Source organism: Streptomyces sp. NPDC093089 (genome assembly GCF_044754405.1).
In the GTDB taxonomy this organism is placed as follows: Bacteria; Actinomycetota; Actinomycetes; order Streptomycetales; family Streptomycetaceae; genus Streptomyces.
In genome coordinates this window covers 22375-37247 of record NZ_JBIVPA010000020.1, presented here as the reverse complement: position 1 = coordinate 37247, position 14873 = coordinate 22375, and the positions used below count along the sequence as shown (strand labels likewise).

Annotated in this window: 11 protein-coding genes and 1 riboswitch; of the genes, 8 read left to right on the top strand and 3 right to left on the bottom strand. The window is 72.6% G+C overall.

Annotation, left to right across the window (positions count from 1 at the left end; genetic code table 11):
- The first annotated feature begins 19 nt into the window (after nucleotides 1-19).
- From ACIQFX_RS35035 to ACIQFX_RS35020, 4 genes are all read left to right on the top strand, one after another.
- A complete protein-coding gene (locus tag ACIQFX_RS35035) occupies nucleotides 20-1234 on the top strand; it encodes a sensor histidine kinase (RefSeq protein ID WP_402471688.1) in 1215 nt (404 codons plus the stop codon).
- 38 nt (nucleotides 1235-1272) lie between these two features.
- Nucleotides 1273-2157, top strand: coding sequence for a response regulator (locus ACIQFX_RS35030; RefSeq protein ID WP_402471865.1), 885 nt, complete (start codon nucleotides 1273-1275; stop codon nucleotides 2155-2157).
- Between the two features lie 98 nt (nucleotides 2158-2255).
- Entirely contained in the window at nucleotides 2256-2741 is a 486-nt protein-coding gene (locus ACIQFX_RS35025) for a DUF485 domain-containing protein (RefSeq protein ID WP_402471686.1), read from the top strand.
- Nucleotides 2738-4330: a cation acetate symporter gene (locus tag ACIQFX_RS35020; RefSeq protein ID WP_402471684.1), complete on the top strand. Its 1593-nt coding sequence runs from the start codon at nucleotides 2738-2740 to the stop codon at nucleotides 4328-4330. The genes ACIQFX_RS35025 and ACIQFX_RS35020 overlap by 4 nt, the downstream gene beginning before the upstream one ends.
- A gap of 58 nt (nucleotides 4331-4388) precedes the next feature.
- On the opposite strand, the gene ACIQFX_RS35015 is transcribed toward ACIQFX_RS35020, so the two are convergent.
- Both ACIQFX_RS35015 and ACIQFX_RS35010 read right to left on the bottom strand, forming a co-directional pair.
- On the bottom strand, nucleotides 4389-5078 hold the full coding sequence (locus tag ACIQFX_RS35015) for a response regulator (RefSeq protein WP_402471682.1): 690 nt from the start codon (nucleotides 5076-5078) through the stop codon (nucleotides 4389-4391).
- The gene (locus tag ACIQFX_RS35010; RefSeq protein ID WP_402471680.1) at nucleotides 5075-6877 is read right to left on the bottom strand and encodes an ATP-binding protein; all 1803 of its coding nucleotides are present in this window, start codon (nucleotides 6875-6877) and stop codon (nucleotides 5075-5077) included. The genes ACIQFX_RS35015 and ACIQFX_RS35010 overlap by 4 nt, the downstream gene beginning before the upstream one ends.
- Nucleotides 6878-7055: 178 nt before the next feature.
- Here ACIQFX_RS35010 and ACIQFX_RS35005 point away from each other — a divergent pair, with 178 nt between their 5' ends.
- On the top strand, nucleotides 7056-8105 hold the full coding sequence (locus ACIQFX_RS35005) for a CobW family GTP-binding protein (protein ID WP_402471677.1): 1050 nt from the start codon (nucleotides 7056-7058) through the stop codon (nucleotides 8103-8105).
- A 129-nt stretch (nucleotides 8106-8234) separates the two neighbouring features.
- Here the strand turns inward: ACIQFX_RS35005 and ACIQFX_RS35000 are convergent, their stop codons facing one another.
- Nucleotides 8235-10694, bottom strand: coding sequence for a DNA topoisomerase (ATP-hydrolyzing) subunit A (locus ACIQFX_RS35000; protein WP_402471675.1), 2460 nt, complete (start codon nucleotides 10692-10694; stop codon nucleotides 8235-8237).
- Nucleotides 10695-10875: 181 nt separating this feature from the next.
- On the opposite strand from ACIQFX_RS35000, the gene ACIQFX_RS34995 reads away from it, so the two are divergent.
- The 3 genes from ACIQFX_RS34995 to ACIQFX_RS34985 all read left to right on the top strand — a co-directional run bounded on the left by ACIQFX_RS34995 (nucleotide 10876) and on the right by ACIQFX_RS34985 (nucleotide 14766).
- Nucleotides 10876-12225, top strand: coding sequence for a M16 family metallopeptidase (locus tag ACIQFX_RS34995; protein WP_402471672.1), 1350 nt, complete (start codon nucleotides 10876-10878; stop codon nucleotides 12223-12225).
- A 26-nt stretch (nucleotides 12226-12251) separates the two neighbouring features.
- Nucleotides 12252-13619: a M16 family metallopeptidase gene (locus ACIQFX_RS34990; RefSeq protein WP_402471863.1), complete on the top strand. Its 1368-nt coding sequence runs from the start codon at nucleotides 12252-12254 to the stop codon at nucleotides 13617-13619.
- 199 nt (nucleotides 13620-13818) lie between these two features.
- Nucleotides 13819-13983, top strand: a riboswitch (cyclic di-AMP (ydaO/yuaA leader).
- Nucleotides 13984-13995: 12 nt separating this feature from the next.
- Nucleotides 13996-14766, top strand: coding sequence for a M23 family metallopeptidase (locus ACIQFX_RS34985; RefSeq protein WP_402471669.1), 771 nt, complete (start codon nucleotides 13996-13998; stop codon nucleotides 14764-14766).
- Nucleotides 14767-14873 lie beyond the last annotated feature (107 nt).

Genomic DNA, 14873 nt, shown 5'->3' with positions numbered 1-14873 from the left:
ACGACGGAGGGGGACGGTGATGGAAGACAAGCGCGACCGAGGTCGTACGGAGAGCACCTGGCGCGGCCCACGGGCCTGGCGCGGCTGGCCCTCGCGGGAGGCGCTGACCCGGGTCGGAGTGCCCCGGGGTCGGATGGTCCTCGACTACAGCATGATGGCGGGCCTGAGCGTCTGGGTGCTGAGCGGCTGCTACACCTCGGGGGCCTTCGCCGGCGGATACGCGCTGGTGCCGCCGCTCGGGTTCGGGCTGTGCGTGGCGGCCGCGCTGGGCTTCCACCATACGACCCTCGACCACCGGGCGGCCGCTTCGCTGGGGCTCCTCGGCGTGATGGCGCTCTGCGGTCTCGGGGCCTATGCCGCCGGTGCCCCGACGGCCGCGACCGTGATGTGGATAGTCGTCTCGGTGATGGCGATGCAGCGGTTGCCGCTGCCCGCCGGGCTGGCGACGGTGGCCGTGCTCGTCCCCGGATTCGTGGAGGCCGACGAGACCGGGATCCTCGGAGCCGCCGTCACCACGGCCGCCGTGCTCCTCGCGGGCTACTCGCTCCGGCTGGACGCCGAGGCCCGGGGCGCGGGGTTCCGGCTGCTCGCCCAGGAGCGGCTCGCCAGGGAGGCGGAGGCCGCGTCGGCGGCGCTCGCCGAGCGGGCCAGGATCGCCCGCGAGATACACGACGTGCTCGCCCACAGCCTGTCCGCCCAGATGGTCCACCTGGAGGTCGCCCGCCTCCAGATCGAGGCGGGGGCCGAGCGGGCGGAGATCCTCAAGCTCGTGACCTCGGCCCGCTCCATGGCGAGGGAAGGGCTTGCCGAGACCCGCCACGCGCTCTCCGCGCTGCGCGGGGACATGGCGCCCGTCGAGGACTACCTGCGGGAACTGGCCCGAGAGGACCGGGCCGAGGTCGCCGTCACCGGCGAGCGCCGGGACCTGCCCGCGGAGGCCTCGCAGGCGGTGCGGCGGGTCGCCCAGGAGGCGCTGACCAATGTCCGCAAGCACGCCCCGGGCGCCCGGACCCGGATCCGGTTCGCCTATGGCACGCACGAGATCTCCCTGGAGATACGTGACTCAGGGCCGCCCAGAGCGTCCGGAGGCGCCGGGGCGGGGCAGGGGCTGGGCTCCTCCGGGTCCGGATACGGGCTGCTCGGCATGAGGGAGCGGGCCGAGCTGCTCGGCGGCAGCCTGGACGCCGGGCCCGAGGGCCCGGGGTTCACCGTGCGGCTGCGGGTGCCGGCGTGAGCGGGCAGGAGGGGTCGCGCGCGGCCGAGAGCCACCGGATGGTGCGGGTGGTCGTCGCCGACGACCAGGCGATCGTCCGCGAAGGGATCGTGATGCTGCTCGGACTGCTGCCGGGGGTCGAGGTCGTCGGATCGGCTCGGGACGGCGAGGAGGCGGTCGCGCTGACCGCCGCACACGAGCCCGACGTGGTGCTGATGGACCTGCGGATGCCCCGCTGCGACGGGGTCGAGGCCACCCGCAGGATCCGTGAGCTGTTCCCCGGGACGGAGGTCGTCGTGCTCACCACGTACGCCGACGATGACTCGCTGTTCCCGGCGCTGCGGGCCGGAGCCCGGGGGTATCTGACCAAGGACGCCGACGGGGAGGAGATCGTCCGGGCGCTGCGGGACGTCGTCGACGGGCGTGCGGGGCTGTCGCCGTCCGTGCAGAGACGCCTGCTGGAGCAGCTGATGGAGCGGTCGGAGCCTTCGGGGCGGTCGGCGCCGGGCGGATGGCCGGGGAATGCCGGGCACGCGGGGACGGGCGAGGCCGCGGGGGTGGCAGGGGCCACGGGCCCAGCCGGCTTCGGGGGGACGGGCGGGGCGGTCTCGGGTGGGGTGGTTCCCGGCGGTCGTATCGGGGAGGGGGCGGAGGGGCGCGGGGTGTCGGGTGGACCGGGTGGTTCGGGTGGTTCGGGTGGACCGGGTGGTGCCGGGGCGCCTGAGGCGGATGGTCTGACAGAACGGGAGACGGAGGTGCTCGTGCTCGTCGCGGACGGGCTGTCCAACCAGGAGATCGCCGGGCGGCTGCGGATCTCCACGGCGACGGTGAAGACCCACATCAACAATCTCTTCGCCAAGACAGGGGTGCGCGACCGGGCCCAGGCCGTGCGATACGCATATCAGCACGGTGTGGTCAGGGCACCTGGGAGAAGAGTCACCTGATGGGGTGAAGTGAGAGGGCAGAAGAGTCCGGGATCTTCCCGCTCTGTCCATCCTTGGGCACGCGGCCGAAACGGTTCGCTGACAAGGAGAGTTGACCGGTGGAGCAGGTGGACGAGCAGGAGGGGCGCGGCGCTCCGGCAATGCCGGTCGATGACCCCTGGTACGACACGGCGGGTTTCGAGTGGGGTGAGCGGTCGGGCGCCGAGGGGCCCGACGGCAGCCGCCCCGACGCGGTGCCGGGGCAGCGGGTCCACAGCGCGGCGGAGATCTATCTGGAGGTCCAGAGGAGCCCCGCGTTCCAGGAAGTGCGCAGCCGCTACCGCCGGTTCGTCTTCCCAGCGGCCCTCGCCTTCCTCCTCTGGTACCTCGCCTACGTCGTGGCGGCGACGACCGCACCCGGGCTCATGGCCCGGCCGGTCGCCGGAGCGGTGAACGTGGCGATGGTCGCGGGGCTCGGACAGTTCCTCACCACCTTCCTGCTGACCTGGGCCTACACGCGGCACGCGCGGCTGCGCAGGGACCGGGCGGCGCTGGAGCTGCGCTGGGACACGCAGGAGATGACCCGAGGGGCGGCGCAGCGGTGACCGGACACCACCAGACGCTGGCGCTCGTGCTGTTCAGCGTCTTCATCGCGGTCACCCTCGGAATCACCACCTGGGTGAGCCGCAACCGGCACGGTTCGGCAGAGGAGTTCTACGCCGGCGGACGGCTGTTCTCTCCCATGGAGAACGGCTTCGCCATCGCCGGCGACTACATGTCCGCAGCCTCGTTCCTCGGCATCTCCGGGCTGATCGCGCTCTACGGCTACGACGGCATGCTGTACTCCGTGGGCTTCCTCGTGGCCTGGTTGGTCGTGCTCCTGCTGGTCGCCGAACTGGTCCGCAACTGCGGTCGGTTCACGCTCGCCGACGTCGTCGCCGCGCGGATGGCCGAGCGGCCGGTGCGCATCGCCGCCGGGACGTCCTCGGTGGCGGTCTCCGTGCTCTACCTCGTGGCGCAGATGGTGGGGGCCGGGAGCCTGGTCGCCCTGCTGCTCGGCGGCACCGGTGAGGCGGCCCGGTCGTGGACGGTCATCGGAGTGGGCGCGCTGATGGTGATCTACGTGTCGCTCGGCGGCATGCGGGCCACCACCTGGATCCAGATCGTCAAAGCGGTGCTGCTCATGGCGGGCACGGTCGCGCTCACCGTCCTCGTGCTGTTCCGGTTCCACGGTGACGTGAACAGCCTGCTGTCCACCGCGGCTCTACGCAGCGGCCACGGAACGGACTTCCTCGCCCCCGGACTCCGCTACGGCGGGGACTGGACGTCCCGGCTCGACTTCATCAGCCTCGGCATCGCCCTGGTCCTCGGCACCGCGGGACTGCCGCACATCCTGTCGCGCTTCTACACCGTGCCGACCGCCCGCGCCGCCCGCCGCTCCGTCGTGTGGTCCATCGGGCTCATCGGCAGCTTCTACCTGATGACCATCGTGCTCGGCTTCGGGGCGGCCGCCCTGATCGGCCCGGACGAGGTCCGCGCCTCGAACGCCTCGGGGAACACCGCCGTGCCGCTGCTGGCCCTCGACCTCGGCGGGGGAGCGGGCTCCACCGGCGGCACGGTGCTCTTCGCGATCGTCGCCGCCGTCGCCTTCGCGACCATCCTCGCCGTCGTCGCGGGGATCACGCTCGCTTCCTCGGCCTCCGTCGCCCATGACCTGTACAGCTCGCTGCGCCGACGGCACACGAAGCAGTACAGCGAGGTGACCGTGGCCCGGGTCGCCGCCGCGGTGATCGGCGCGGCCGCCATCGGACTCGGGCTGCTCGCCCGTGATCTCAACGTGGCGTTCCTCGTCGGTCTGGCCTTCGCGGTCGCGGCCTCCGCGAATCTGCCGGTCCTGCTGTACACCCTGTTCTGGCGGAAGTTCACCACGCGGGGCGCGGTCTGGTCCGTGTACGGCGGTCTGGTTCCCGCGGTGCTGCTCGTGCTGGTCTCGCCGGTGGTCTCCGGCAACCCCGAGGCGCTGTTCCCCGGCGTCGACTTCCACCTGTTCCCGCTGCAGAACCCGGGTGTGGTCTCCATTCCGCTGGGCTTCCTCGCGGGCTGGATCGGCACGGTCACGTCGTCCGAGCCTCCCGACGAGGCGCGCCACGCCGAGACCGAGGTCCGGGCGCTGACCGGCGCGGGCGCCGTCTGACCGATCTCGGACCGCTGCTCAGGCGGCGGGCGCCGTCCGACCGTTTCCGGACCGCCGCTCAGGCGGCGGGCGGTGAGGGCGTCCAGGCGTACCGGTGCTCGGGGCGGCCGGTCTCGCCGTACCGGAGCGAGAGGCGCACCCGGCCGGTGCGTTCGAGGAGCTTGAGGTAGCGCTGGGCGGTCTGTCGGCTGACGCCGGCCCGCTCGGCGATCTCCTGCGCGGAGAGCGGTCCGTCGGCGGCGAGCAGGACCTGCCGGACCAGCTCGGCCGTCGTCGGGGAGTGCCCCTTGGGCAGGTCGGGGGCGACGGAACCGGCCGCGAGGACGCCGAAGATCCGGTCCACCTCGGCCTGTTCGGCCTCGCCCCCGCTCTCCAGGGTGCGGCGCAGGGTCGCGTAGGCCTCCAGCTTCGCCCGCAGTCCGGCGAAGTTGAACGGCTTCACCAGGTACTGGAGGGCCCCGTGCCGCATCGCGGCCTGCACGGTCGCCACGTCCCTGGCGGCCGTCACCATGATCACGTCGCACTGGTGGCCGCGCGCGCGGAGCTCCCGTACGGCCGCGAGACCGTTCTCGTCGGGCAGGTAGTGGTCCAGGAGGACCAGGTCCACCGGCCGCCCGTCGAGGGCCGCGAGCGCCTCGGCGGTCGAGTGCGCGGTGGCGACCACCCGGAACCCCGGCATCTTGGCGACGTAGGCGGCGTTGATCCGCGCGACCCGGACGTCGTCGTCCACCACGAGCACGTCGATCATCGCGCCTCCTCGGCGCTCTCCGGCACGGACGGTCCGGCCCCGGTCCCGTCCCCGGACCGCTCTCCCTCGGACAGGGCCGCCCCCGACAAGGCCGCCTCAGGCAGGTTCGGCTCGCTCAGGACCGACTCGGACAAGACCTCCTCCGGCAGGGCAGGCTCGGGCGCGGTGGGTTCCGGGTCGGTCAGGGCGTCCGGGAGGAGGACGGTGAAGGCGGCGCCCCCGTCGGGGCCGGCGGCCACCGTGGCGGTGCCGCCGCGGCGCTCGGCGAGGCGGCGCACGAGGGCGAGGCCGAGGCCGCGCTTCCCGTGCGACGGGAGCGCCTTCGTCGTCCAGCCCTCGGTGAAGATCAGCTCGCGGCGCTCCTCGGGGACTCCGGGGCCGCTGTCCGAGACCCGCAGCACGACCGTCCGGCCCTCGGCGCGGAAGGCGACGACGATTCGGGCGCCCGGGGTGCCGGCGACGGCGTCCAGGGCGTTGTCGACGAGGTTGCCGACGACGGTGACCAGTTCGCGGGGGTCGACGAGCCGGTCCGGGAGCAGCGAGTCGGGAGCCAGGCGCAGCGAGACCCCGCGCTCGGCGGCGACGGTGGCCTTGCCGACGAGGAGGGCCGCGAGGAGGGGGTCGTGGACCTTCTCGGTGACCTGTTCGGCGGTGGCCCGGTGGACACCGACGACCTCGGTGACGAACTCGACCGCCTCGTCGTGCATCTCCAGTTCCAGGAGGCCGAGGAGGGTGTGGAGCCGGTTGGCGTGCTCGTGGTCCTGCGCGCGGAGGGCGTCGATCAGACCGCGCGTCGAGTCCAGCTCGCGTCCGAGGTGTTCCAGTTCGGTGCGGTCGCGCAGGGTGGCCACGGCGCCGCCGTCGTCCGTCGGCATCCGGTTGGCGATCAGCACCCGGTGGCCCCGGACGGTCACGAGGTCGTCGCCGGTGACCCGGCCCGCCAGGACGTCCGCGGTGCGGCCGGTGCCGAGGACCTCGTCGAGCGGCCGGCCCGCCGCCTCGGGGCCGAGGCCGAGGAGGCGCTGGGCCTCGTCGTTCATCAGGCGTACGGAGCCGTTGCGGTCCAGGGCGACGACGCCTTCGCGGATGCCGTGCAGCATGGCCTCGCGTTCGGCGAGCAGCGCCGAGATGTCGGAGAAGGCCAGGTCGTGGGTCTGTCGCTGGAGGCGCCGGGAGATCAGGTACGCGGCCAGGGCGCCGGCCGCGAGCGCCCCGCCGGCATAGGCGAGGAGGCCGGGGATGGCGGCGAGGAGCCGGTCCCGGACGCTTTCGTACTCGATGCCGACCGACACCGCGCCGACGATCCGGCCGTCCGCGTCCCGCAGCGGCACCTTGCCGCGCGCCGAGCGGCCCAGGGTGCCGTCGTCGATCTCCATGACCTCGTGCCCGGCGAGGACGCTGCTCGGGTCGGTGGAGACGAGCCTGCCGATCTGGGCGGGGTCGGTGTGCGACCAGCGCACCCCGCGGGTGTCCATGACCACGACGTACTCGGCGCCCGTCGCGGTCCGGATCCGCTCGGCCTCCGTCTGCACGGGGCCCCGCGCGGACGGAGGGGTTCCGGTCAGGTCCGCGGCGAGCCGGGGGGACGCCGCGGAGTCCGCGATGGCCAGGGCCCGCCGCATGGCCTGGTCGTCGAGCTGGGCGCTGAGCGGAGCGAGGAAGAGCCCCGTGGCGAGGACGGTCACACCGGTCGCGATGGCCAGCTGCATCAGCAGGACCTGCGAGAACACCCGCTGCGGCCACCCGATCCGCCGTCGGCGCGCGCGGGGGCGCGAGGGGCTGGTCTGTGCGGGGCTCATGCCGGAAACGGTACGGCGCCCCGCCCCGCGACCGGAAACACGGAACCGCGACGGACACCCGGAGGGTGCGGAGCACCTGGTGCGGGCTCCGACGCGTCCCCGGTGTGCCGCACTCAGGGCTGCCTATCCTGGGGGCTTCCCACGGCCGTGGGGCACGAAGGAACCGGAGGCACGTCCCTTGACCACGCAGCAGATCCCCGTCGTCGTTCTCGCCGGGTTTCTCGGGGCCGGGAAGACCACGCTCCTGAACCATGTGCTGCGCAGCGCCCGGGGCACCCGTATCGGCGTCATGGTCAACGACTTCGGCGACATCGGCATCGACGCGATGAGCGTCGCCGGGCAGGTCGGCTCCACCGTCTCGCTGGGCAACGGGTGCCTGTGCTGTGCCGTGGACGCGAGCGAGCTCGACGAGTACCTGGAGGTCCTGGCCCGGCCCTCGTCGCGACTCGACGTGATCGTCATCGAGGCGAGCGGCCTCGCCGAGCCGCAGGAGCTGGTGCGGATGGTGCTCGCCAGCGAGAACGAGCGGATCGTGTACGGCGGCCTCGTCCAGGTGGTCGACGCCGCCGAGTTCTCCGCCACCCGGCAGCGGCACCCCGAGACCGACCGGCACCTGCCGATCGCCGACCTCGTCGTGGTCAACAAGGCCGACCGGGTCTCCGAGGACGAGTTGCGAGCCGTCCACGAGACGGTGCGCGGCCTCGCGGGCAAGGCCGTGGTGGTCGACGCCCGGCACGGGAGGATCGATCCGGAACTGCTCTTCGACCGGGTGGCCCCCGAGGGGGAGATCGAGGGGCAGATGTCCATCGAGGACATCCTGTACGGCGACGACGACGCGCACGCCCACCCGCACGCCGCCTACGACACGGTCTCCCTGGCGGCCTCGACCCCGCTCCACCCCCGCCGGCTCATGGCCTTCCTGGACGCCCGGCCCGAGGGCCTCTACCGGATCAAGGGGTTCGTCGACTTCGGCGCCGCCGACCCGGCCAACCGCTACACCGTGCACGCCGTCGGACGCTTCCTGCGCTTCCATCCCGAGCCGTGGCCCGAGGGCGAGGAGCGACTCACCCAGCTCGTCCTGATCGGCTCCGGTGTCGACGCGGCCGGCCTGCGCAAGGACCTCGCGTCCTGCGAGCTGAACGGCCCGCAGGACGCCCCCGACGAACACGCGATGTGGGGCGTCCTGCGGTACGTGCGGCACACGGAGGAGGAGCCCGAAGACTCCTAGGGAGCGCCTTGCCGATCGGGCCGGGCTGATCGACAGGACACCCCCCGGGGGGCGTCTCGCCGGTCATGCCGGGCCCGTGGGCGCCCTGCCGGTCGGGCCGGAACTCCGGCCCGACCGACGGAACCGTTCCTAGTTCGCCGGGCCCGCCACCACGTCGACCGGCTGGGGGAGCGGGGTCCCCGAGCCGTCGCGGCGGGGGTCGGCCTCCGGGAGCGGCACCGGGGCGCCGCTCTTCTGCGCGGCGCGGGCCGGAGTGGCGCCGGCCCAGGCCAGGGTCAGCACGTCCTCGCCCTTCAGGAAGCGCTGGCAGCGGACGCCGCCGGTCGCGCGGCCCTTGCGCGGGTACTGGTCGAACGGGGTCAGCTTCGCGGACGTGCCCGCCGAGGAGTCGAGGGTGCCCGTGGAGCCCGCGACGGTGAAGACGACGGCGTCCGCCGCCGGGTCGACCGCCGTGAACGAGAGCACCTCGGCGCCTGTGGTCAGCTTGATGCCCGCCATGCCGCCGGCCGGACGGCCCTGCGGCCGTACCTGCGAGGCCTGGTAGCGGAGCAGCTGGGCGTCGGAGGTGATGAAGACCAGGTCCTCCTCGCCCGTGCGCAGCTCGGTCGCGCCGACGATCCGGTCACCGTCCTTGAGGGTGATGACCTCCAGCTCGTCCTTGTTCGCCGGGTAGTCCGGGACCACGCGCTTCACGACGCCCTGCAGCGTGCCGAGGGCCAGGCCCGGCGAGGACTCGTCGAGCGTGGTCAGGCAGACCACCGTCTCGTCCGCCTCCAGGGTGAGGAACTCGGACAGCGGCGCGCCGCCCGCCAGGTTCGGGGCGTTGGCGGTGTCCGGGAGCTGCGGCAGGTCGATCACCGCGATCCGCAGCAGCCGGCCGGTCGAGGTGACCGCTCCGACGTCACCGCGCTGGGTGGCCGCCACCGCGGACAGGATCAGGTCGTGCTTGGCCCGCGCGGCCTCCGGGTCGACCGGGGGCAGCTCGGCCGTCGCCGTACGGGCCAGCAGGCCGGTGGAGGACAGCAGGACCCGGCAGGGGTCGTCCGCGACCTCCAGGGCCACGGCGGCGACGGGCGCGCCGGCGGACTCGAGCAGGACGGTCCGGCGGTCGGTGGCGAACTTCTTGGCGACGGCGGCCAGCTCCGCGGAGACGAGCTTGCGCAGCTCCGCGTCGGATTCGAGGATGCCGGTCAGCTCGTCGATCTCGCCGTTGAGCCGGTCGCGCTCGGTCTCCAGCTCCAGCCGGTCGAACCTGGTGAGGCGGCGCAGCGGGGTGTCCAGGATGTACTGGGTCTGGATCTCGCTCAGCGAGAAGCGCTCCATCAGGCGCTCCTTGGCCTGCGCGGAGTTGTCGCTCTCCCGGATGAGGCGGATGACCTCGTCGATGTCGAGCAGGGCGACGAGCAGGCCGAGGACCAGGTGGAGGCGGTCGCTCTTCTTGGTCCGGCGGAACTCGGAGCGGCGCCGGACGACCTCGAAGCGGTGGTCGAGGTAGACCTCCAGGAGCTCCTTGAGGCCGAGGGTGAGCGGCTGGCCGTCGACCAGCGCCACGTTGTTGATGCCGAAGGACTCCTCCATCGGCGTCAGCTTGTACAGCTGCTCGAGGACCGCCTCCGGCACGAAGCCGTTCTTGATCTCGATGACGAGCCGCAGGCCGTGGCTGCGGTCGGTGAGGTCCTTGACGTCGGCGATGCCCTGGAGCTTCTTGGAGCCGACCAGGTCCTTGATCTTGGAGATGACCTTCTCGGGGCCGACCGTGAACGGCAGCTCGGTCACGATGATGCCCTTGCGGCGGGCCGTCACCGTCTCCACGGTGGCCGTGGCGCGGATCTTGAAGGAGCCGCGGCCCGACTCGTACGCGTCCTTGATGCCGGAGAGGCCGACGATCCGGCCGCCGGTGGGCAGGTCGGGGCCGGGCACGAACCGCATCAGGGTCTCGAGGTCGGCGCCGGGGTACCGGATGAGGTGGCGGGCGGCCGCGACGACCTCGCCGAGGTTGTGCGGCGGCATGTTGGTCGCCATGCCGACCGCGATGCCGGACGCGCCGTTGACCAGCAGGTTCGGGTAGGCGGCGGGGAGCGCGACGGGCTCCTGCTCCTGGCCGTCGTAGTTCGGCGCGAAGTCGACCGTGTCCTCGTCGATGGACTCGGTCATGAGCAGCGCGGCCGGGGCCATCCGCGACTCGGTGTACCGCATGGCGGCCGGCGGGTCGTCGTTGCCGAGGGAGCCGAAGTTGCCGTGGCCGTCGACGAGGGGCAGCCGCATCGAGAAGGGCTGCGCCATGCGGACCATGGCGTCGTAGATCGAGGCGTCGCCGTGCGGGTGCAGCTTGCCCATCACCTCGCCGACGACGCGGGCGCACTTGACGAACCCGCGGTCGGGGCGGAGCCCCATCTCGCCCATCTGGTAGACGATGCGGCGCTGGACGGGCTTCATGCCGTCGCGGGCGTCGGGGAGGGCGCGCGAGTAGATCACCGAGTACGCGTACTCGAGGAAGGAGCCCTGCATCTCGTCGACGACGTCGATGTCGAGGATTCGCTCCTCGAACGCGTCGTCCGGCGGCGGTGTCTTCGTGCTGCGGCGGGCCATCGCGGCTGCGGCTCCTTCACCAACAAGGTTGATCTGACGCGGACCATTGTGGACCGTGCCACCGACAACGCCGACCGCGACCCGGAAGAGGGACATCGGGACCCGACGGGAACTTCGCGAGGTGTCGGCGCGCTTGCATACAGTGGCAGGACTTTTTCACATCGCGATCGAAGGGACGTACATGCCCATGGGTCACACGGCCACGGCCGAGGCCGGCTCCGGCGGCCTGACAGCGACCGAGCACCGGTTGGCGAACGGCCTGCGTGTGGTGCTCTCGGAGGACCACCTGACCCCGGTCGCCGCGGTCTGCCTCTGGTACGACGTCGGCTCGCGCCACGAGGTCGAGGGCCGCACGGGCCTCGCCCACCTCTTCGAGCACCTGATGTTCCAGGGCTCGAAGCAGGTCCAGGGGAACGGCCACTTCGAGCTGGTGCAGGGCGCGGGCGGCTCGCTCAACGGCACGACGAGCTTCGAGCGCACCAACTACTTCGAGACCATGCCCACGCACCAGCTGGAGCTCGCCCTCTGGCTGGAGGCCGACCGCATGGGCTCGCTGCTGGCCGCCCTGGACGACGAGTCCATGGAGAACCAGCGGGACGTCGTCAAGAACGAGCGCCGCCAGCGCTACGACAACGTGCCGTACGGCACCGCGTTCGAGAAGCTCACCGCCCTCGCCTACCCGGAGGGCCACCCGTACCACCACACGCCGATCGGCTCCATGGCCGACCTGGACGCGGCGACGCTGGAGGACGCGCGGAACTTCTTCCGTACGTACTACGCGCCGAACAACGCGGTGCTGTCCGTCGTCGGCGACATCGACCCGGTGCAGACCCTCGCCTGGATCGAGAAGTACTTCGGCTCCATCCCGCAGCACGACGGCAAACTGCCCCCGCGCGACGGCTCGCTGCCCGAGGTCATCGGCGAGCAGCTGCGCGAGGTCGTCGAGGAGGAGGTCCCGGCCCGCGCGCTGATGGCCGCCTACCGGCTGCCGCACGACGGCACGCGCGCGTGCGACGCCGCCGACCTGGCCCTGACCGTCCTGGGCGGTGGCGAGTCGTCCCGGCTGCACAACCGGCTGGTCCGCCGCGACCGCACGGCCGTCGCCGCCGGCTTCGGCCTGCTGCGGCTCGCCGGCGCGCCCTCGCTGGGCTGGCTGGACGTGAAGACCTCCGGAGGCGTCGAGGTCCCGCAGATCGAGGCGGCCGTCGACGAGGAGCTCGCCCGGTTCGCCGCCGAGGGCCCCACGCCGGAGGAGATGGAGCGCGCGCAGGCCCAGTTGGAGCGCGAGTGGCTCGACCGGCTCGGCACCGTCGCGGGCCGCGCCGACGAACTGTGCCGGTTCGCCGTGCTGTTCGGCGACCCGCAGCTCGCCCTGACCGCCGTGGACCGCGTCCTGGACGTCACCGCCGAGGAGGTGCGGGCGGTCGCCGCGGCCAAGCTGCGCCCCGACAACCGCGCGGTGCTGGTCTACGAGCCCCTGGCGACCGAGCAGAGCGACAACGGCGACGACGAAGAGGGAGCGGACCAGTGACCGACGCTGCCGCGTCTTTGACGAGCATGGACTTCCACCCGCAGCCCCAGCCGGGCGACGCGAAGCCCTGGGCCTTCCCGGCCCCGGACCGCGGGAAGCTGGACAACGGCCTGACGCTGCTGACCTGCCACCGCCCCGGCCAGCAGGTCGTGGCCGTGGAGATCTTCCTGCCGGCCCCGCTGGACGCGGAGCCCGCCGGTCTCGACGGCGTCGCCACGATCATGGCCCGCGCGCTCTCCGAGGGCACCGACCAGCACAGCGCCGAGGAGTTCGCGGCCGAGCTGGAGCGCTGCGGCGCGACGCTCGACGCGCACGCCGACCACCCGGGCGTACGGGTCTCCCTGGAGGTCCCCGTCTCCCGGCTGCCCAAGGCGCTCGGGCTGCTCTCCGAGGCCCTGATCGCCCCGGCGTTCCTGGAAACCGAGATCGAGCGCCTGGTGCGCAACCGTCTCGACGAGATCCCGCACGAGACGGCGAACCCGGCCCGCCGCGCCGCCAAGCAGCTCTCCAAGGAGCTGTTCCCGGCCGAGTCCCGGATGTCCCGGCCGCGCCAGGGCACCGAGGAGACCGTCGCCGCGATCGACGCCCCGGCCGTCCGCGCCTTCTACGACGCGTACGTCCGGCCCGGCACGGCCACGGCGGTGGTCGTCGGCGACCTGACGGGCGTCGACCTCGACAAGGTCCTCGCGGACACGCTGGGCGCCTGGACCGGTGAGCCGGCCGAGCCGCTCCCGATGCCGCCGATCACCGCCGACGACGCCGGGCGGGTCGTCATCGTGGACCGCCCGGGCGCCGTGCAGACCCAGCTGCTCATCGGCCGGATCGGCCCCGACCGGCACGACCGCGTGTGGTCGGCCCAGGTCCTCGGCACGTACTGCCTCGGCGGCACCCTGACCTCGCGGCTCGACCGGGTCCTGCGCGAGGAGAAGGGCTACACGTACGGCGTGCGGGCCTTCGGGCAGGTGCTCCGCTCGGACGCCGAGGGCAACGGCGCCTCGATGCTCGGCATCAGCGGCTCCGTCGACACCCCCAACACCGGTCCGGCCCTGGAGGACCTGTGGCAGGTGCTGCGCACCCTCGCCGCCGAGGGGCTCACCGACGCCGAGCGGGAGACCGCCGTGCAGAACCTGGTGGGGGTCGCGCCGCTGAAGTACGAGACGGCCGCCTCCGTCGCCGGGACGCTCGCCGACCAGGTCGAGCAGCACCTTCCGGACGACTTCCAGGCCCAGTTGTACGCGCGCCTGGCCGAGACCGGCACGGTGGAGGCGACCGCTGCCGTGGTCAGCGCCTTCCCCGTGGACCGGCTCGTCACGGTGCTGGTGGGCGACGCGGCGCAGATCGCGGAGCCCGTGCGGGCGCTCGGCATCGGTGAAGTGACCGTCGTGACCGGCTGATTCCGGTTCCGGTGTGACAACGGGAGGGCCCCGGCGGCAGGTTCGCCGGGGTCCTCCGTTATGTCCGTATTGGGCGCAAGGGTAACTCTTTGCCCTGTGGCAAGTCTTACAAAAAGCGTGTCTGGTTGGTGATTGAAAGACGATCCGCATAGCGTCGGTGCGGCTGTTCGTCAGTTGCACGTGCCGCAGCCGCGGCATCGGACAGTCATCGCCGAGTCCCCGTCAGGCGCGAGCCTGGGGAGCCGGGGACCCACATGAGTCCCTGGGGTGAATCGGACGCCTTCGTCCCGTACGGAGGGGTTCGTAGGAGACCTTCCTGCTCCGAACCCGTCAGCTAACCCGGTAGGCGAGAAGGAAGGAAAGGATCAGCCACTACATGGCGTTCACCCGTGCCACCGGGAAGCATCGTGGTCCGAGCCGGATGGCGCGCCGCAGCGTGGGCATCGCCGGCGTCGCGACGCTCGCCACCACCGGCGTCATCGGAACCCTCGCCTCCCCGGCGCTCGCCGCCGACACGGACAACCGCTCCGCCGAGGACACCGGCCTCACCCAGGTCATCACCGAGGACTCCCTCGTCGACCGGATCGACGCCCAGGCCGCCGCCCAGGAGCAGGAGGCCGTCGAGGCCCTCGCCCTGGCGAAGGCCAAGGCCGAGGCGAAGCGCAAGGCCGAGGCCCGCGCCAAGGAGATCCGCGAGGAGCGCGAGCGCGCCGCCCGCGAGGCCGAGCGCCGCCGTCTGGCCTCCTTCCAGCTCCCCGTCGCCGGCTCGTACGTCTCCACCGGCTACAAGACCGGTGGTTCGCTCTGGTCCTCGGGCAGCCACTCCGGCGTCGACTTCCACGCCGCCTACGGCAGCAGGGTCGTCTCCGTCGGCTCCGGCACCGTCGTCGAGGCCGGCTGGGGCGGCGCGTACGGCAACAACATCGTGATCCGGATGAACGACGGCACGTACACGCAGTACGGGCACCTCTCCTCCATCGGGGTCCACGTCGGCCAGACCGTCGAGCCCGGTCAGCAGATAGGCATCTCCGGCTCGACCGGCAACTCGACCGGACCGCACCTCCACTTCGAGGCGCGCACGGGCGCCGACTACGGCTCCGACATCAGCCCGATCGCGTACCTCCGCGCCCGCGGCGTCCACGTCTGACCCCGCCCGGCCCGGTTCCGCACCGCGTCGCAAAAGCCCCGGCTCGTACTGAGCCGGGGCTTTTCGCTGCTCGCGGGGCAGTGGAACAATGCCATGGATTCCGCCGG

Excerpts from the sequence above, each read along its gene's own strand:
- ACIQFX_RS35035 (WP_402471688.1), top strand. The coding sequence starts at position 20 with ATGGAAGACAAGCGCGACCGAGGTCGTACGGAGAGCACCTGGCGCGGC.
- ACIQFX_RS35030 (WP_402471865.1), top strand. The coding sequence starts at position 1,273 with ATGGTGCGGGTGGTCGTCGCCGACGACCAGGCGATCGTCCGCGAAGGG.
- ACIQFX_RS35015 (WP_402471682.1), bottom strand. The coding sequence starts at position 5,078 with ATGATCGACGTGCTCGTGGTGGACGACGACGTCCGGGTCGCGCGGATC.
- ACIQFX_RS35010 (WP_402471680.1), bottom strand. The coding sequence starts at position 6,877 with ATGAGCCCCGCACAGACCAGCCCCTCGCGCCCCCGCGCGCGCCGACGG.
- ACIQFX_RS35000 (WP_402471675.1), bottom strand. The coding sequence starts at position 10,694 with ATGGCCCGCCGCAGCACGAAGACACCGCCGCCGGACGACGCGTTCGAG.
- ACIQFX_RS34995 (WP_402471672.1), top strand. The coding sequence starts at position 10,876 with ATGCCCATGGGTCACACGGCCACGGCCGAGGCCGGCTCCGGCGGCCTG.
- ACIQFX_RS34990 (WP_402471863.1), top strand. The coding sequence starts at position 12,252 with ATGGACTTCCACCCGCAGCCCCAGCCGGGCGACGCGAAGCCCTGGGCC.
- ACIQFX_RS34985 (WP_402471669.1), top strand. The coding sequence starts at position 13,996 with ATGGCGTTCACCCGTGCCACCGGGAAGCATCGTGGTCCGAGCCGGATG.